The following is a 19,178-nucleotide window of genomic DNA, read 5'->3' as shown; positions in this document are numbered from 1 at the left end:
CTATGATGTAAGCATAAAAATCAATTACACTTGCGTTCGTCCCTTTATTCCTTGAGTGTATAACCACTATTTTTTGAGAGTCTCATGATCAAGAAAATGATAATTTCAAACATTTCAAACATTTCAAACATCTCAAACATCTCAAACATCACTTCATCGACTAAGTTTTGGCAGAACAAAGCGATTTTTAGTGTGGCCTTTTTGATGGCTATGACTTCGGTCGGCCCAGGATTTCTTACACAAACTGCCGTATTTACTAATATATATAAGATAGATATGGCCTTTCCTGTCTTCGCCTCAATCTTTATCACTTTTGGTATAGTGATGAACTTATGGCGCATCATCGGGGTTTCAGGTCTTCGAATTCAAGATATAGCTAATAAAATTATACCGGGTGCAGGCTATTTCATTGGTATTTTACTTGCGCTGGGTGCTGTGGCATTTAACTTCGGTAACATCAGTGGCGCAGCGCTGGGTATAAACGTATTAATGGGCGTTGATACCATATGGGGAACATTGTTCACAGGGATTGTCGGTTGCTTACTATTCGTGGTTCATAATGCATCAACACGCATGGACCAAATGGCACGATATTTAGGCATTTTTATGATTATCTTAATAGCCTACGTGGCCATGACATGCCTTCCCCCTATGGGAGAAACGCTAACCTCCGCGATATCCCCAACGGACATAGGGGATTTATTGCTACCCACTTTGATAATTGTGGGAGGGGCTGTGGGAGGGTATTACACAGGAGCACAGCGTTTGGTTGATATTGGCCTGCAAGGAAAAGAGAATATTGGCACCATTAAAACTGCGGCCTGGGCTGGGATCACGATTGTCGTTGTTATTCGAATTTTACTCTTCCTAGCCATATTCGGTGTGATAGCAACAGGTGCTGTGTTGGACTCAGCTAATCCTGCTGCTAATGCATTTTATCAAGGTGCAGGAGAAGTGGGCTACTATATCTTCGGCTTGGTACTGTTTGTTGCTTCGATTACCTCAGTAGTCGGTAATTCATATATGGCCATTTCATTCATTAAGACGCTATTTCCAGTAGTTGCGCGTAATGAGAAGGCTTGGTGTGTGGGTTTTATAGTACTTACCAGCATAGGCACGGTGATGATGAACATGCCTATCTTATTGTTGATGTTGGCAGGCTTGGTAAACAGTCTCATTCTTCCTGTAGTTTTGGCATTTGTGCTTGCGGCAACAGGTAGAAAGGATATCGTAGGTGATTATAAGCATCCAGTTTATTTGTCTGTAATAGGTATTGCTATTGTCTTGGTGATGGCCATTGCGAGTTTTAGCAATATTGGGCATTTTGTCAGTAAGTTCATAAGTTAAATTGCGAGCGGTTTAACTACGCCCTGCGGAGGGGGATTAGCAATTTTCGGGTTGTAATTTGGGTTCTGTCGCAAACAGAGATCGGGCCGCTATAAATTGAGGGGACGGACTTCCTCAGACACAACTAGGCCGCTAAAGAATAAAATTGTTCCCATGGGGTCATAATTTCAGTGGTGTCCATTTGCCCCTGCTTAATCATGGACCAAAGTTCAACGCCTGCCAGGCCCCCGTTCGTAATGCGTGTAACCAGGTGTCACTTTGAATTATGAGGGTGATAATGTCTTAAGAATCAATAGTTAGATGAGTTCTTGGGATTTTGATTTTTAAGACGAGTTTTGAGATAAAGAGAGTCAAGATTTATGGGAGTCTTAATCTTATTTTTGTAAGTCTCGAAAAACGTTAGTTTTTTGAGATGGTGCCTTAATTCGCTATTTCTAAAAATAGTGAGGTGACACCTGGTTACATGTATTACGAACCTACGCCGAATACCGTAAACGGGTGGTGATCTACACCTAACTCTTGTAGGGGTTAGTGACTAGAGTCTTTGTTACCGATACTTTTCGAGTAACTGAGATGGCCTCGCGTAAACATAAGACACTAGAACAATGGCTTGAGCTCATAGAGCTGCACAAACAAAGCAAATTAACGATTGTTGATTTTTGTTCCCAGCATCACCTTGTCGTTAAAACCTTTAGCCGCAAGAGAAGCGAGTTGATGAAGGCTAAAGAAGCATTTCATTCAACCTTTGTAAAACTCACGCCCAAAGCAGAGGCATTAGCGACAGAGCCACCACAAGAAGTGGCGGTGATTAATCTGGCCGTGGGGGCGATGTCATTGACGCTTCCGCTCAATACTGACCCACGTTGGCTAGGCCAGCTACTCAGGGAGTGCCGCTAGATGTCACTGTTCTCTGATATAGAGACCCTCTACTTGCATCGAGATGTGGTCGACTTTCGCAAGTCCATTAACGGCCTGGTCGTTATCGTCGAGCAAGATATGCAGCTATCACCGTTTTCAGATGCGTTATTTGTCTTTACCAACAAAGCCCGGGACAAGCTTAAAATCTTATACTGGGACCGAACAGGATTTGCACTGTGGTATAAGCGTCTCGACTAGGAACGCTTTAAATGGCCTTCGAGAATTGAATCTGAAACTCTGACCCTCTCTCATCAGCAGTTGCAATGGCTACTGCAAGGTTTTGAGGTGATGGGACATCAAAAACTGAACTATCAATCAACAGTACAGTAACCGATTGAAAATGTGGAGATAAATCGAACTAAATAAGCTGTAAATCATCGTGCTCATGGGGTGTCGTGGTATAATAACGCCATGAATAAAGCACCGGTAGAAACCAAGTTATCACCCCAACAGCTTCTGGCTAAATTGCTAGAGACTGAGGCGCTTTTAGCTGTAACGGAAAATAAATATCAACGTTTACTCGAACAGTTTCGTTTAGCTCAACATCACCGGTTTGGTAAAAGCAGTGAAGTGAGCCCAGAGCAAGCTTCGCTGTTTAATGAGGCTGAAGAGGAATGCGACAAGGATGAGTCTGCAGACGTTGAGACTCTCACCTATACCCGTAACAAACCCAAGCGTAAGCCGCTACCTGCAGAACTTCCTCGTACTGTTATTGTGCATGACATCCCTGATGAAGATAAGACTTGCGAGTGCTGCGGCCACGACTTACATAAAATCGGTGAGGATATCAGTGAAAAACTGGAGTTCGTGCCAACTAAAGTGGAAGTGCAACAACATGTCCGTCCAAAGTATGCTTGTCGCCATTGTGAGACTCACAACACGATAACCCCGATTAAGCAGGCACCAGTTCCACCATCACCTATCCCCAAGGGTATCGCAACGCCGAGTTTACTCTACCGCTAAATATCAATATCACATGCCGCTTTATCGTCAGGAAACTCAGTTTAAGCAATGGGGTATCCACCTCAGCCGCCGCACCATGTCAGACTGGATGATGAAAAGCAGTCAATTACTGCAAGTGCTGTACGATAAAATTAAATCCATCCTTATCAGGCTGCAAGTCCTGCATGCTGATGAGACCACGCTGAATGTGCTCTGTGAAGACAGGGCTAAATGTTACATGTGGGTGTACAGCTCTGGCACTGACTCGCCTGGAAATCATGAACAACCTAATATCGTGCAGTATGACTACCGCGTGAGCCGGCACGGCTATCATGCCGTTGATTTTCTCGATGGCTTCAACGGTTACTTGCATTGTGATGGTTATCAGGGCTATGCCCAGACCAAAGCGACCTTGGTCGGCTGCTGGGCACATGCCAGAAGAAAGTTCGTGGAAGCGCAGCGAGTCCAGCTGAAAGGTAAAATCGGGAGCAGTGACTGGGCCATCAACCACATCAAGAAACTCTACCGCCTTGAGATAAAGCTTAAAGGTAAACCCGCGGCAGAAAAATATCAACAAAGGCAAGAGGTCGCAGCCCCTTTGCTCAACACTCTCAAGGAGTGGCTGGATAAAGCGGTCATGCGTATCTCACCCAAAACCAAACTGGGTGAAGCCATTAGCTACACGTTAAATCAGTGGCCAAAACTGATGCACTATATCGAAGAGGGGCGACTCTCTATCGATAACAACCGCGCAGAGCGGGCCGTCAAACCCTTTGTGATGGGGAGAAAAAATTGGATGCTCTCCAATAAGGCCTCTGGTGCTCAGGCTAGCGCCGTGCTTTACAGTATTATCGAAACAGCCAAGGTTAACGGACTCATGCCCTTTGATTATATCAACCACTGCCTGACTCAGCTTGCCATAGCTCCTAATGAAGTCGAGTCCTTACTCCCTTCGTTAACCTCAACGTGTAGATCACCACACGCATACCGAATACCAGACATTTATCGTCTACAACTCTCATTTTTTTAAAATTACAGCTAAAAAGCAAGTGCGTTCCGCTGTTGCGTAACCAGCTTTGCATATTGCTGTTAAAGAGATGAGACAGGCAGAACTTTAGGATTATACAAACTCCTTTCACATTAGTTTTTATAAGGAAGAAATATTATTCAGCTTGCTTACCTTTTACTCTGCGAAACGGATAATGGGGCATAAACGTGTTACCAATTCAAGCTTAGACTTACCAATAAAATCCAAATCGAAGAAAGAACTAATCTTGTAAATCATCCAGTGTAGATGCAGCTGCGGACGTTGATGGCAGGGATGCCATCGTCGAGCCCACAAGGAAGTGCTTGCGGCGTTTCGCAGAAACCTCTGCATAGCCCCCGCTGGGAAGCGTTAGGTTGCAATGAAAGGTACGACTTTCAAACACAACCCAACATGAACTAAGCCAGAATATAAATCAGAAAATGCAACCAGCCTTCATTCGAAGGCCTGCTTAATCGTCTAACCAATCCATATTCGGTAATTCATCTAAATGTTGGTCATAACGCTTTGCATTAAAAGAAGCGCCATTTTTCATGACATCGAATACTTCGACACCCAGCGCGCAGGCCATCCATTGAATCGCTTCTTCACGGGGTGTTCCTGTCATGACTAAGCGCATCAAGGTTGCTTTTACCTTTTTGGGTTCACCGTCGGCGATCTGATTTTCGACAGTTTCAATTAATGTCTCTTCAGTCATGTAGCTGTCTTCTTGATTGTCCATTGTTACTGCTCTGTTATCTAGTTATCTACTGAATACCATTATGCCACATGCATAGGAAAAGATTGAACTTGTCAGGCTATGACGACATTATGTCTCTGTATACAGTCACTCTGACTTTCGGTTAATTCATAGATAGAAAATCATGTCGAAAATATTAAAACGGATTTTTATTTCGCTGAGTATCTCGGTTCTCATCTACCTGGGAATAGCCTCTGGGCTTGCCTATTTTGGTGGGTCTGATGCTACCGAAGGTAAGACTGCTTTGAATGGCGCTGTTATAAAGGGTACCGTTATAAATGAAACTGGTTCTATAAAACAAGGAGGCGCCGTGGAGCAAGGTATCGATTTTTCCGAGATGAAGCTCGACTATAGCGAGATGCCAGCGCTTCAGAGCTATACCGCTCGCGATGGGGCACAATTGGATTATCGCTATTATCCCAGTGGGTCCAATAAGGTCTTGGTTCTGCTCCACGGCTCGGGCTGGCACAGTCAGCAATTTTATCCTCTGGCCAAATATATCAGCGAGCAGGGGCTGGCTCAGGTGGTGACGCCGGATCTCAGAGGTCATGGCGTTAATCCTCAGAGGCGCGGTGATATTGATTATATCGGCCAGTTCGAAGACGATTTGGCGGATTTTATTGGCAAGTTAAAGCAAGACTCTCAGCTACAAAAAGATTTTAAGAACAGTTCGATTATCATGGGGGGGCATTCTTCCGGTGGCGGCTTAGCTATACGCTTCGCCGGAGGTGAATATGGAAATCAGGTCGATGCTTACCTGCTACTGGCGCCGTTCATCTACTATAATGCGCCGACGACGAGGCCAAATGCTGGTGGTTGGGCTAAGCCCTATACCGCGCGAATTATTGGTCTGAGTATGCTCAATAATATTGGCATTCATAGCTTAGATCACCTTACCAGCATCGAATTCAATATGCCCGAGGCGGTCCGCAACGGCACCGAGACGCTGGCTTATTCCTATCGCCTCAATAGCTCATTTGCCCCACGGGATTATGCCAAAGATTTAGGCGCCATCACTCAGCCATTACTTGTATTGGCTGGAAGTGCTGATGAGACTATGTTCGCCGATAAATACCAAGCGCTTATCTCAAGCAAGCTACCGGATAACGAAAAGGCAAAAGTGAAGGTACTATTCGGACTGAGCCATATGGGCATAGTCGTTAGCCCTGATGTCAGACCGGTAATCGAGGAGTGGCTAAGAAGGCTTTGATATGTAGGAGCTGCTTTAGCTGCGATATTAGATATTCATCTTACCTCTGTGCTTTAGCCGCTCAGCTCTCGGCTAAAGCCGATTCTAGTTGCCAGTTTTCAGCTTCCAGTTGGAATTTTTAAGTGGTAAGTCCTAAGTGGTGAGTTAAACATACAGACTTGATAAATGTTCGGGGCCAGCGAGTAAAAAGGGGCTAGATTGCCCCTGATTTTGTCTTGTCTCGAACTTATAGCTTTCTTTGCTTTGTCTTTAGCTCTGCTCCCGGCTAAAGCCGGTCCTACTTAGTTTTCCTTAACTCTCTTCTTAAAATCTTACCTACCGTGGATTTAGGCAGGGCAGACATAAACTCAATCTGTCTCGGCACCTTATAAGCGGTTAATTGCTCGCGGCAATAGGAGATGATGGTCGCTTTAGCGGCTTCGGTGTCACTATTTTGATCCGCCAGTACGATAACTGCTTTTACTGCTTCGCCGGCTCGTTCATCGGCTATGCCTATGACGGCACACTCGAGCACAGCTTCATGATTTGCCAGTACATCTTCCACTTCATTAGGGTAGACGTTGAAGCCTGAGACGATAATCATATCTTTCTTTCGGTCGACTATCTTGTGCAGACCATCTTGGGTGGCTAGCGCTATATCACCGGTCTTAAAATACCCATCCTCTGTCATCACCTTGGTGGTTTCTTTCGACTTGTTCCAGTAACCACTCATCACTTGAGGGCCTTTTACTGCCAGTTCGCCAGTCTCGCCCTGAGGCACTTCGTTATCATCGTTATCGAGAATCTTGACCAGAGTGCCTATGACTGGCTTACCGATAGTGCCCAGCTGTTCGAGACCCGGAGCATTGAGTGAGACAACAGGCGAGGTTTCAGATAAGCCGTAGCCTTCAGATATGGTGCAGTTCGTCGTCTCTTTCCACATGCCTGCTGCGGCTTGGGTTAAGGCGGTGCCGCCCGAGATGGTGACCTTGAGGTGACTGAAATCTAACGCCTTAAATTCGGGTTGATGACACAAGCCGACAAACAGGGTATTGAGTCCGGCAAAACCGGTAAATTTATAGCCAGATAGTGTCTTGATAAGGGAGGCGATATCTCTCGGGTTAGGCACTAAGACCGAACAGCAGCCGCGCTCAAAATAGAGCACCAAATTTATCATGAAGGCATAGATATGATAGACGGGAAGCGGGGCGACAAATATTTCTTCGCCTTCCACTAGCTTATCCCCTAAACGAGACTTGATCTGCATAGCATTGGCGATGAGATTGCTGTGGCTAAGCATGGCACCCTTTGACAAACCTGTAGTGCCACCTGTGTATTGTAGGGCGGCCAAGGTGTCTAAACTTGTACTGAATCGCTCGAATGGCAAGCTTTTGCCCTGGGTCAGTACATCTAATAATTTATGGGTCGTAAATGAAACTTCAGGTTGTGCCTGAGGTGCCAGTAAATCCGCCGCATGCGTCGAAATTACAGTGTTTATTCTTGTGTTGGCAACTACATTATCTAGGCTTGGTAGTAAATCTGACAGCACCACTAAGACCTTGGCACCTGAGTCATTATATTGATGGGTCAGTTCGCGCTCTGTATACAAGGGGTTAGTGTTTACTAACACCATGCCGGCGCGAATGGCACCGTAGGCGGCGATAACATATTGGATAATGTTGGGCAGCTGTATGGCAATACGATCGCCAGGATTAAGGCCCGGAATACTCTGTAGGTAGGCGGCAAAATAACGAGAGTCACGTTCAATCTCATTGAATGTTGCATGATGACCTAAACAGGCATAGGCGATTTTATCTGCATGTTTTTCACCCGCCGTCTCTATTAGATGGATAAGTGATGAGTATTGAGTGAGGTCGAGTGCTGAATCTGAATCGTACGCCATAGGTTGAGCCCTTATGAATTAAGCGAATGCTGCTGGGTATGATGGGTTAACCCTGACAGCTTCAAAAATCAAACAGGTGTTTAGATTAGTGCTAAAAATGGCATTAGGTCAACAAAAAATGTGAAACCGATCACATTTCTAACTTGGTCTAACAGCATGTTAACTTTAGAGTTATAGCTCTATGTTAGTTTGATAGCGCGGGGTTTAGGCGGGAAGGCACCCGCTGGCATATTTGGCAAGCGGATGATTTGTTAATGTTAGTTTGGCTTTTAGTTAAGTTTCTAACTGGTTTTATGGAGTGAAGAAATTAGAATCCTGAGATATCTGATTGCTGGGATCTTGGGTATCTCTGAGTTGAAACACGATCCTGGCCATCCCGGCTTTCACTTGATGTACATCAGGAGTGCCCTTGTCTATGGCTCCGTTAGCCTGACTATACACAGTGATAGGATAGGTGAGTTGCTCACCCGCCTTGATCTTGAGATCAACGTTTTTTTGCAGACTGTAAGGTCTGTCACCTGACAGAGACAAACGATAGTGTTTTTCACTCTGGGTCTTGTTGCGGACCTTGAGGGTGTAGCTGTTTTCGATTTTATCATCGAGTGTTTCACGGTATAGGCTCTGCCTGTCTCTAATCACGTTGAGTTGAATATCTTTTTTCAGGTAAATATCCATACAAATTACCGAGAGCATAACCATGGTCGCTATGCCATAGCCTAGAAATTTTAGTGAAGTCAGAGGCTTGTTGCTCTGGCCTTTTAGATGATTTTCGCTGCGATAGCCGATGAGATTGGGTGCATAGCCAAATTTGTCCATGGTCTGGTTACAGGCATCGACACAGGCGCCACAGTTGATGCACTCATATTGCAGGCCGTTACGTATGTCTATTCCTGTGGGGCAGACATCGACACACAAGTTACAGTCGACACAATCACCCAGCTCGGTGGCTTGTTTGCGCTTTCTCGGCCCACGGGACTCACCGCGACTGGGTTCATAGGCTACTGTGATCGTATTAGCGTCAAACATAGCCGATTGAAATCTGGCATAGGGGCACAAGTGCAGGCACACCATCTCTCGCATCCAGGCGGCATTAATGTAGGTACAGATGGCAAAAAACCATACCCAGGCTGTGAGCATGGGGCTGGCAGTGAAGCCGAATATCTGTGGGTAGACGCTGGTGGCTGGGACAAAATAAGCGATAAAACCGCTGCCAGTGAGCAGGGCTATCAGCCCCCAAAGCAAATGCTTACTGGTGCGTTTGATTATCTTGTCTCGGTTCCAAGGGCTCTTGTCCAAAATCCGGCGCTTATTGTGACCGCCTTCGATACGGTTTTCTATCCACACAAAGATAAACGTCCAGGCTGTTTGTGGGCAGAGATATCCACACCAGACTCGCCCGAGAAAAGCGGTGATAAAAAACAGCAAAAATGCCGCCGTTATGAAAATCCAGGCTAGAAGGGGAAAATCCTGTGGCCAGAGTGTGGTACCAAAAAAGTAAAACTGTTGTTCATTGAGATCGAATAACACGGCTTGCCGGCCTTGGTACTGAATTAAAGGCAGTAAGAAAAATGCGGCGATAAGCAGGCTATTTAGGCTAGTTCTTAGTCGTTGAAAATAACCTTTCTGTTCCCTGATATGGATCTTATTATTTACAGGTTTTGGACCCACTGGGATCTGTTTGATAGGGATGCTTTGGCTGGTCTTAGCCGGGGAGGGAGATATTTGCACTCCGGCTACAGCCTTTATTGATATTGGATCTATAGAAGGTGAATGATTACTGTTTTTCATGTTTGGTTCCGACAACTTACTCTCACATAAAGTGCTGTTGATAAAGCAAGAGTAAGGCCAGAAATAAATGTCTATAAGTATCTGAAAAATAATTGTTTATATTTACTGATAAATTATCCGGATCACGATATATCGCGTTATCACGATATATCGAACAATAATACAGTTGGATATTCGATGTGAGCTGGCTCTCAATGTACTTTTGAGGTAAGCCCTAGAGATTTAGCTTTGCTCCGCTCCGCGTATTATGCTGAGCTTCTGCATACGGGATCTCAATGTACTCGGAGGCAGACCCAGTACCGCCGCGGCGCCTTTGGGACCGGAGATCCGCCAGTTAAGCTGTTGCAGTGTTAGCCTGATATGCTCGGCTTCGACTTGATCTAAGGTCTTACCATATTTGACTCGGTTTTCAGGCTCTTGGGAGGTTATCTTGGGGATCTGCAGAATCGGGCTGTGGCTCAGAATACTGAATCTCTCCAGTACGTTCTGTAATTCCCTGACATTACCTGGCCAAGAATAAGCCATCAGATTTTTGAGACCTTGTTTACTGACACCTTTGATTTTTTTACCGAGTTTTCTATTCAAATCTGTGACGATATGACTGATTAACTGTGGGATATCGTCCGGACGCTCTCTCAGAGGAGGAACCTTAATGGGGAAGACATTGAGACGATAATAGAGATCCATTCTGAATAAGCCAGACTCTACACGTTTAAGCAGATCATGGTGTGTGGCGGCGACCAATCTGATGTCGACTTTGATGGTTTCGCTGCTGCCAACCCGTTCAAATTCCTGTTCTTGTATGACTCTGAGTAACTTAGACTGAGCCTCCAGACTCAATTCGGCGACTTCATCGAGAAATAGGGTGCCGTTATTGGCGAGTTCGAAACGGCCCTTTCGACGGCTGGTTGCACCGGTGAAAGCTCCTTTTTCATGGCCAAACAGCTCACTTTCTAGCAGTGAAGCCGAGAATGCGGCGCAGTTAACGCTCACCATGGGTTTGTCACTACGATCGCTGAGTCTATGCAGGTTGCGTGCTACCAACTCCTTACCCGTGCCATTTTCACCACAGATAAGCACAGTACTCTTGGTATTGGCGACCAGTTTGATCTGACGGATCATCTGTTGGATGATCTGGCTCTCTCCGGATATACCGACATCTCCGGTTCTATCGGCAAGCTCGGCCAGCAGGTAGTGATTTTCATTGGTGAGTTTCTCCGACAGAGCCTGAACTTGCTCTAAGGCTTGCCTTAAAGAGTGCTCAGTTTGCTTCTGGATACTAATGTCACGAAATATCGCGACTACACCGATCAGCACACCATCTTTATAGACTGGGGTAGAGGTGTAATGAACCGGAAAGCTGCTGCCATCTTTACGCCAAAACACATCCTGGCTCGTTTCTCGAGCGATACCATCGTGCAAGGTATTGTAAATAGGGCAATCTTCTTGAGGGTAGTCGCTGCCATCGGCATGACTATGGTGATGGCAATTATGGATATTACGTCCCAATAACTCTTCATTCATCCAGCCAGTCATTCTCTCGGCGGCAGGGTTAATGAACACGGCATTTCCCTTAAGATCGAAACCGTATATGCCTTCACCGACTGCGTTGAGCAGCAGTTTATTTTCCGGCAAAAAATCTGTATGGCTATCGATACTAAGCTGAGTAGAACTAGGCATTTCATCGCCATATTTAGTCATTTATGAACCATTGTATTGTTAAATTTGAAAAGCGCGATATATCGTCAAAGTAATTATAGATCGATTAGCATGATTATGGCTATTCGAGAGATTGACTCTTTATCTGGAAAGATTTTCGGCTTTAATCTCACAGCCTAAATCACATGGTGTCGACGTGGGGGTTGTTAATCAATTGTTTTTTATTTTCATGTTTAAAACGTAAGTATGAAATTAAGTTTAGATTTTTTATTCATTTAGATGCGGATAATAACGCGTAATTAGCGAATTTTTTGCATAAACACAAAGATTAACTTTAGAGTTTAATAAATTAACATTGGAAATTGTTTCTTATTTGTTATAAAAAAGTGCTGGGATGTTTATCATTCTGACTGGGGGATGTAGTTTTTGCTTCATATTAGAGTGATATTTGTACAGGGGTATGAAGTAAAAATTAACAGTGAAAATATAATAATTAAATGAGAATAATGACCATGAGTAATAATAATAAATTCGGGATAAGCTCATTGAGCTTAGCCATCTCGATAGCGCTAGCAGGGTCCTTTGCCAGTACACAAGTATTAGCTGCAGAGGAACAAGAAAAACTAGAAAATGTAGAGAAGATTGCAGTCATAGGCTCACGCTCCGCGCCACGCTCAGTAGGTGAGTCTCCGGTGCCAATCGACATTATAGATAGTGAAGATTTAAGAAAAAATGGTTCGACTGACATGATTGATATGTTGGTGACTTCTGTGCCATCTTTTAACTCCAGAGCTCAGCCTATTAGTGATGCGGCTACTCTGGTTCGCCCAGTTAACCTTAGGGGATTACCTTCAGATAGCACCTTAGTATTGGTTAATGGTAAGCGTCGTCACCGTGCTTCAGTCATTGCTTTCCAAGGCGGTGGTATTAACGATGGTGCTCAGGGCCCCGATATTTCGGTCATTCCTGGTGTCGCTTTAAAGCAAGTTGAAGTATTAAGAGATGGTGCATCAGCCCAATATGGTTCTGATGCGATTGCCGGTGTGATGAATTTTGTATTAAAAGATGATGCAGAAGGTGGCTCAATCACTGTCAGTCAGGGGGAGTATTACAAGGGTGATGGCGCAACTACCACCATTGATGGAAATATCGGTTTACCTCTTACCGATAGTGGTTTTGTTAATATCAGTGCGCAATATAAAACTGCCGATGCTACCAGTAGAAGTGTGCAGCGCCCGGATGCGGCAAACTTGATTGCACAGGGAAATACGGATGTTAATGATCCTGCTCAAGTCTGGGGTAATCCTGAAATTAAAGATGATTACACCGTATTTGTAAATACAGGCTTCGATATTAATGAGAGTGCTCAGCTCTATGCGTTTGGTAACTTGTCATCAAGGGATGTTGTGGGGGGCTTCTATTATCGTAATCCTCATAACCGTGGCAACGTATATTCAGTTGATGACGGCGAAACCTTGCTTGTTGGAGCCTTAAACGGTGATCAATCTAGCTGTAACGTGGTGCCTATTCCTAAAGTTACCGATGCAAACGGTAATATCGTAGATGGCAATGTGCTGACGAGTCAGCCATATCTGGATATGCTCGCAGACCCTAACTGTTTTTCCATGAACCAAATTAGACCGGGCGGTTATACCCCGCAATTTGCTGGTACTGTGGAAGACAGTTCATTCTTCGCCGGTATCAAAGGCGATATCGGCGAGTGGAGCTATGATGCCAGTGCTGGAATGGGTAATAATAAGTCGACATTCAGTTTACGTAACTCATTGAACCCATCTCTTGGTCTAGATACTCCTACAGATTTTGAAACTGGTGCTTATGAGCAGTCAGAAACAACTGTCAATATCGACTTTTCACGCTTCATTACCATAGGTGCGCTTGAAGATCTGAGCTTTGCGACAGGTTTTGAGTGGCGAGAAGAGTCTTTTGAGATCACACAAGGTGAAGAATCCTCTTGGATTGCCGGACCTTATGCTGATCAAGGCTTTAATATCGGTTCTCACGGCTTTAAAGGCTTTGGACCAGAAGCTGCAGGTAAGAACTCCCGTAATAACATAGGTATTTATGCTGATGTTGAAGGCTACCTGAGCGACGATTGGTTGTTGGGGGCTGCGTTGCGCTATGAAGACTTCTCCACTTTCGGTGACACCCTCAATTATAAAATCTCGACGCAATATTCTGCCACCGACTACTTATCGTTTCGTGCATCTCACAGTACGGGCTTTAGAGCTCCTACAGTAGGGCAAGAAAACGTTGTTAACACGCAGACGTCGATTGTGAACGGTGATTTGATCCAAACCTTTATCGCTCCGCCAACTAACCCCCTTGCAGCATTCTATGGCGGTGAAGTGTTAAATCCAGAGGAGTCTGTTAGCTATGCATTCGGTACTGTATTTGAATACGAAAACTTCTTCCTGACGCTCGATTACTACAATATTGAAGTAACGGGCCGCATCGCACAGTCGAGCCAGATAGCGGTAGAAGAGGAAGATTATGATGATCTAAGGGCTGCGGGTGTTGAGCATCCTGAACTTATTTCGGCGGTAACTTTCTATACCAATGATTTTGACACGACGACCCAAGGTATCGATATTGTCGGTTCTTATGAGACGGAGTTTTTGAGTGGCGATGCAAATCTGAGTTTGGCTTATGGTTGGACTGATACCAGCGTCGATAAGTATGATCCTGACACGACAGATGCAGGAAAGGTTCGTCGTTTAGAAGATGGTATTCCGGCTCATAGAGGGACATTAACTTGGGGTCAGTCTTGGGAAAGATTCAGCACGACACTTAGAGCTAATTATTTCGGCGAATATTATGCTACACATGCTGATGATACTACTGAATGGGGCTCAGAAGTCGCCGATGCTGCGGTGACCATAGATCTAGAAATTAGCTATGCCGTTCTCGAAAGTTTAACTTTCTCAGTTGGTGCGAACAATATCTTTGATCAAGAAGCTCAAAAGCTAAAAGATGGCACTTTAGGTGAGCTCGGTGGCGTTTATTACGAAAGTGGACCATTTGATTACAACGGTGGCTTCTACTACGGACGAGTTAACTATATCTTCTAATGGTGAGCTAGATTAGTTAGGTTTATTAGTACATCATAATATTAAAATGGCTGCTTATGCAGCCATTTTTTATGCCTGTCTTTCGCGTTAACTTCTATCACGCTAACTCATCGCGAATCTTGAGGGGGTAATACCAATCGGTGAGTAATGGGGACTAGATAGACTATAACGATTTGTTGCAATTGAGCTTTGCGCGCTTAAGGTAATATTTGTAAGCTATTCGACTGATTTATTCAGAGCTTCTAACGTTAGGGCTGGATGACATGGGCTCGAGTGACTAGAGGCTAATCCACGAACAAGAATAAAAAAGGAAATATGATGGGATTGAATCAATTCAAGTTAGCAAAATACGCGCTGATGTTATTACCTGTTTTTAGTTTGCCGGCTTCATTTACCGCCAACGGGAGTGATGATAACAAAACCGAAGCTAAATCTGCGCCTAAGGCCGAAGTGGTCATCACAGAGCACAGTATTAAGCTCAATGGTGACAAAATCAGTTACAAAGCCATCGCCGGCGAAACCATCTTAAAAGATGATAAGGGCGATCCCATAGCCAGTATCTTCTCTATCAGTTATTTACGCACTAAGGTCAAAGACAAGCGTAAACGCCCGGTGACTTTCGTGTTTAATGGTGGCCCAGGCTCTGCTTCTTTGTGGTTACACATGGGATTATTTGGCCCTCAAAGAGTGGTACTTCCTAGCGATGCAAGTGATGACGGTGCGGCGCCATACAGCTTAGTTGCCAATGAATACTCCATGCTCGATGAATCAGATCTGGTGTTTATCGATCCCGTGGGTACTGGTTTTAGCCGTGCGCTGGGTGAGAATAAGGGCGAAGATTTCTGGGGAGTTAAAGAAGATGCTAAATCCATCGCCGAGTTTATGCGCCGCTGGTTGATTGAACATGGTCGCTGGAACTCGCCTAAATACCTTGCAGGTGAAAGTTATGGAACCGCGAGGGCTGCGGCTCTGGTCGATGAGCTGCAAGGTGGCTGGACCGATATCTCAATCAATGGTGTCATGTTGATCTCATCGATTCTGGACTTTAGCCATGCCCGTTATCAGCCGGGTAATAACCAACCTTATATCGGTTTCTTACCGACTATGGCGGCTACGGCTTTTTATCATAATAAAGTGAGTGAGCAAGACAAGGCTCTAGGTTTAGAAGTGTTTGTGCAACAGGCTCGTGATTTTGCTATCACCGATTATGCTTTAGCCCTGCTTCAAGGTAGTCGATTAGATGAGTCGACCTATGCCAGTGTCCGTAAAAGGTTGGCGCGTTTTACCGGCCTCACTGAAAACTATCTGGATAGAGTGAATTTGCGCGTGAGTGGCAGCCGTTATACCAAGCAGTTACTCAGAAATCAGGACTTGACGGTGGGACGACTCGACAGCCGATTTACCGGCGTCGATTATGACAGTGGTGGTGAGCGTAGCGATAATGACCCATCTGGCTATGGTATCGATGGTGCTTATACTACGGCTATTCACGAGTATCTGTATCAAGATCTCGATGTTAAGATAACCCGCCCATTTAACGTATTGTCCATCGATGTCAATCGTGGTTGGAACTGGAATATCAGTGGCAAACAGATGCACTATGTGAACGTAGCGCCATATTTGGGTAAGGCACAGCGTGAGAATAAGGACTTTAGAATTTTTGTGGCCAATGGCTACTACGATTTTGCTACACCTTTTTTTGCTACCGAGAATACCTTTGCCGATAACGGCATAGATAACGCTCGTGTGACCATGACTTATTACAAGGCGGGTCATATGATGTATATCGAACCTGAGTCATTGAAACAGCTGGCTAAAGATATTCGTCACTTCTATCATGGAAAGAGTGACGACACTAAGGGTTAACTTTTAAAGAGTTAGCCGAAGCAACCATAAATAATTAGGGAAATAGTATGAGTTTTACTGCTTGGCTGAGTTTAGTGGCCATCTGTTGTTTAGGTGCAATGTCGCCAGGCCCGAGTCTGGCCATGGTGGTCAGGCACACCTTAGGTGGCGGCAGAGGCAAAGGAATTATCTGCGCCTGGGCTCATTCGGTTGGTATCGGTGTTTATGCATTAGTGACCCTGTTAGGTCTGGCCGTAGTACTTAAAAAAGCGCCCATGGTGTTTAACGGTATTGCCATCATAGGCGCCTTATATCTTGCCTGGATGGGTGTTCAGGCGCTGCGTTCTAAGGGGAGCATGTCAGATAAACTTGCGGCGGGGAAATCGACGGACGCACTCACAGCCGCTAGAGATGGCCTGGCTATCTCCTTGTTTAACCCTAAGATTTTACTATTTTTTCTAGCGTTGTTTAGTCAATTCGTCATGGCTGCCGATAGCCTGTGGGGAAAGTCGTTAATCGTATTTACGCCGCTGATTATCGACGGCCTCTGGTACACGATTATCGCCATGGTGATTTCTCATAAGTCAGTGCTGCCCAGACTCAGAGAGAAGGCGGCCTTGATAGACAAGCTATCGGGAGTCGTATTGATCTTATTAGCGGTGAGGGTATTAGTGACGATTTAGGCTTTTAGCTACGAGCTACGAGCTACGAGCTACGAGGAACTAGCTCTTAAAAATTAAAATGCCATCGCAGTGATTCACTGAACGATGGCATTATTCTTTCTACGAGCTACGAGCTACGAGCTACGAGCTACGAACTCGAAACTTCTCTACCCATTAAAAACCTGCACAGCGTCATCTTTAGCTGGCGCTTGATCTTTAGGCTCTTGCTCTTTAGATATAGGAGGATTACTAATATGATCATTCAGGTTGTCTGTGAGCATCTCTTTGTATTCGTTAGTAAACCATTCAATGGCATTATCCCTTTCTGCAGACAGATCAGCAGATTTTAGAGATGCTTCGAAAGCATTGAAACGAGATGCTGCAAAACGCATTGCAGTGCCTACTTTACTCACATCTTGCTCTTTTGCGCTTAACTCATTGGCAAGGGCAATAAACTGATCGGCTAATTGAAAGATTGTGGTCTCTTTTTCTGCTTCTGACATGGTGCTCTCACTCTCGAATAAGAAGTTAATAAGGATTCAATAAGAATTTAATCGTAATTTTAGTGACCGAATTCTAACGTAAATTAGCCATTAATGAAGCACTCTTATCATTTATATGAGATCTGGGTCAGGGTTGAAGGGAGGAGTTTCGAGGTGCGAATGGTAAGTTCTCAGCTGTAAGTGATAAGTAAGAGCTAAACAGCATCTGTAAAAGCTAGCCCTTGAGTTTATCTCTGGAGGCCACATTTATATTACGTATAGCTGGTATTACTCATGACTTAATACTTTCTTAGCCCTGTCTTGGGCCTTACAACTTAAAACTTCTATGCAATTGGATCTGAATCTGTGGTGACTGTACCATCACGTGAATCGTAATAGATAGACAGAGTCGGCAGCTCATTGAAGAAAAATTGGCATTGATCCGGGGCGATATAGGTGACGCGGTAATCCGAATCGGCAGCATCGCTCGACGTTGACACGGTTGGAGCATCTTGCAGTACCGTTAGCCACACAGACATACAATCGTTGGTGTTGTTCAATCTCGGGCTAGCTTCGAATGGTGGGTAGTTCTGGGCAGGCCAGCCCCACAGATTGATATCCAACTGGCCAGCAGTGCCATCTTCATAAACCTGAAGGTTATCAACGGGACCCGAGTGTCCCTTAGAAGCCCACTTTAAATTGGCAAGCTTAATTCCCGCAGCGAATGCGCCGCCAGTGCCTTGAACCGTGGAGACTTGAGCATCTTGCTTGATATTGATAAATTTTGGCAGCGCGATAACGGCCAAGATCCCCAAGATGATAATCACCACAACAAGTTCGATAAGGGTAAAGCCTACGACTCTTTTCATTGTGCTTACTGGTCCTGTTTATTTCTGACTGTATCTTACCAAAAATATCTTTTTGAGCCAGAAGCTTTCTTTGCCTGCTAGCTTTGTGGGTCCGAATCTATAACTACGCTACCATCCAGTGAGTTATAGGTGATACTGAGATTAGTATTGGCTGAATATGTATAGGTACACGAGTTATCAAAATTATAGGTTGCTACATAATCAGTGTCATTACTGATATCGTTAGAAATACTGGGTTCATCACCCGCAAAAATAGTCTCCCATACCGAGATGCAGTCATCTGTGTTATCCAGTTGAGGAGAGTCCCCCTCCGAATCTGGTATGCTCCAATGCTGCGCGGGCCAGCCATTATCGTTAAAATCCATCTCTCCCGACTCAGCTTCGCCGAAGGTGGGTAGGTCATCGGCGGGGCCAGAACCAACCCGTACGGCCCATACACTTCTTGCTAGATTAATCCCTGATTTGAATGCGCCCCCCGTCCCCTTTACCGTAGACACATGGGCATCGACAGAGAGGTTGATAAATTTAGGCAGGGCGACCACAGCGAGTATTCCAAGTATAATGATCACCACCACAAGCTCGATTAAGGTGAAACCTGCGGCTCTATTATTGAGAGAAATAGCCTGAGTGTGGATCTTGTGGGAGAAGAGATACATCTTTTAAATATAAACCGTATCTTGTGCGATATTCTTATTGTAACA

14 protein-coding genes and 2 pseudogenes are annotated in these 19,178 nt (G+C 44.9%); 8 read left to right on the top strand and 8 right to left on the bottom strand.

What is annotated here, in order from left to right; all coding sequences use genetic code 11:
- Positions 1-84 precede the first annotated feature (84 nt).
- The gene (locus tag sps_RS23965) at positions 85-1,347 is read left to right on the top strand and encodes an NRAMP family divalent metal transporter (protein WP_237157932.1); all 1,263 of its coding nucleotides are present in this window, start codon (positions 85-87) and stop codon (positions 1,345-1,347) included.
- Between the two features lie 124 nt (positions 1,348-1,471).
- On the opposite strand, the pseudogene sps_RS29000 reads toward sps_RS23965, so the two are convergent.
- Positions 1,472-1,570 (bottom strand): annotated as a pseudogene (locus tag sps_RS29000) (IS6 family transposase); the annotation flags it as partial.
- A gap of 308 nt (positions 1,571-1,878) precedes the next feature.
- On the opposite strand from sps_RS29000, the gene tnpA reads away from it, so the two are divergent.
- From tnpA to tnpC, 3 genes and pseudogenes are all read left to right on the top strand, one after another.
- Positions 1,879-2,244 (top strand): IS66 family insertion sequence element accessory protein TnpA, encoded by a 366-nt coding sequence (gene tnpA / locus sps_RS23960; RefSeq protein WP_149027348.1) that lies wholly within the window; start codon positions 1,879-1,881, stop codon positions 2,242-2,244.
- Positions 2,245-2,463 (top strand): IS66 family insertion sequence element accessory protein TnpB, encoded by a 219-nt coding sequence (tnpB, locus tag sps_RS23955; RefSeq protein WP_077754811.1) that lies wholly within the window; start codon positions 2,245-2,247, stop codon positions 2,461-2,463. It abuts the gene before it with no gap.
- Between the two features lie 213 nt (positions 2,464-2,676).
- A pseudogene (gene tnpC / locus sps_RS23950) lies at positions 2,677-4,237 on the top strand (IS66 family transposase).
- Between the two features lie 466 nt (positions 4,238-4,703).
- On the opposite strand, the gene sps_RS23945 reads toward tnpC, so the two are convergent.
- Positions 4,704-4,973: a hypothetical protein gene (locus tag sps_RS23945; RefSeq protein ID WP_077754810.1), complete on the bottom strand. Its 270-nt coding sequence runs from the start codon at positions 4,971-4,973 to the stop codon at positions 4,704-4,706.
- Positions 4,974-5,115: 142 nt separating this feature from the next.
- Here sps_RS23945 and sps_RS23940 point away from each other — a divergent pair, with 142 nt between their 5' ends.
- Entirely contained in the window at positions 5,116-6,201 is a 1,086-nt protein-coding gene (locus sps_RS23940; protein ID WP_237157931.1) for an alpha/beta hydrolase, read from the top strand.
- 277 nt (positions 6,202-6,478) lie between these two features.
- On the opposite strand, the gene sps_RS23935 is transcribed toward sps_RS23940, so the two are convergent.
- From sps_RS23935 to sps_RS23925, 3 genes are all read right to left on the bottom strand, one after another.
- Positions 6,479-8,083, bottom strand: coding sequence for an AMP-binding protein (locus sps_RS23935; RefSeq protein ID WP_077754809.1), 1,605 nt, complete (start codon positions 8,081-8,083; stop codon positions 6,479-6,481).
- Between the two features lie 291 nt (positions 8,084-8,374).
- On the bottom strand, positions 8,375-9,871 hold the full coding sequence (ccoG, locus tag sps_RS23930) for a cytochrome c oxidase accessory protein CcoG (protein ID WP_077754808.1): 1,497 nt from the start codon (positions 9,869-9,871) through the stop codon (positions 8,375-8,377).
- A 222-nt stretch (positions 9,872-10,093) separates the two neighbouring features.
- Positions 10,094-11,551, bottom strand: coding sequence for a sigma-54 interaction domain-containing protein (locus sps_RS23925; RefSeq protein ID WP_418346777.1), 1,458 nt, complete (start codon positions 11,549-11,551; stop codon positions 10,094-10,096).
- Positions 11,552-12,036: 485 nt separating this feature from the next.
- On the opposite strand from sps_RS23925, the gene sps_RS23920 reads away from it, so the two are divergent.
- The 3 genes from sps_RS23920 (at position 12,037) to sps_RS23910 (ending at position 17,147) form a co-directional block, all read left to right on the top strand.
- On the top strand, positions 12,037-14,619 hold the full coding sequence (locus tag sps_RS23920) for a TonB-dependent receptor plug domain-containing protein (RefSeq protein WP_077754806.1): 2,583 nt from the start codon (positions 12,037-12,039) through the stop codon (positions 14,617-14,619).
- Positions 14,620-14,934: 315 nt separating this feature from the next.
- Positions 14,935-16,485, top strand: coding sequence for a S10 family peptidase (locus tag sps_RS23915; RefSeq protein ID WP_077754805.1), 1,551 nt, complete (start codon positions 14,935-14,937; stop codon positions 16,483-16,485).
- Between the two features lie 47 nt (positions 16,486-16,532).
- Positions 16,533-17,147: a LysE family translocator gene (locus tag sps_RS23910; RefSeq protein WP_077754804.1), complete on the top strand. Its 615-nt coding sequence runs from the start codon at positions 16,533-16,535 to the stop codon at positions 17,145-17,147.
- A gap of 146 nt (positions 17,148-17,293) precedes the next feature.
- Here the strand turns inward: sps_RS23910 and sps_RS23905 are convergent, their stop codons facing one another.
- The 3 genes from sps_RS23905 to sps_RS23895 form a co-directional block, all read right to left on the bottom strand.
- A complete protein-coding gene (locus tag sps_RS23905; RefSeq protein WP_077754803.1) occupies positions 17,294-17,629 on the bottom strand; it encodes a DUF3144 domain-containing protein in 336 nt (111 codons plus the stop codon).
- Between the two features lie 323 nt (positions 17,630-17,952).
- On the bottom strand, positions 17,953-18,477 hold the full coding sequence (locus tag sps_RS23900; RefSeq protein ID WP_077754802.1) for a type II secretion system protein: 525 nt from the start codon (positions 18,475-18,477) through the stop codon (positions 17,953-17,955).
- 77 nt (positions 18,478-18,554) lie between these two features.
- Positions 18,555-19,133 (bottom strand): pilus assembly FimT family protein, encoded by a 579-nt coding sequence (locus sps_RS23895; protein ID WP_077754801.1) that lies wholly within the window; start codon positions 19,131-19,133, stop codon positions 18,555-18,557.
- Positions 19,134-19,178 lie beyond the last annotated feature (45 nt).

The sequence above is a fragment of the Shewanella psychrophila genome (assembly GCF_002005305.1).
Classification (GTDB): Bacteria; Pseudomonadota; Gammaproteobacteria; order Enterobacterales; family Shewanellaceae; genus Shewanella; species Shewanella psychrophila.
Note: the sequence above shows the minus strand (reverse complement) of the source record. Positions and strands in the feature narration are given on the sequence as shown.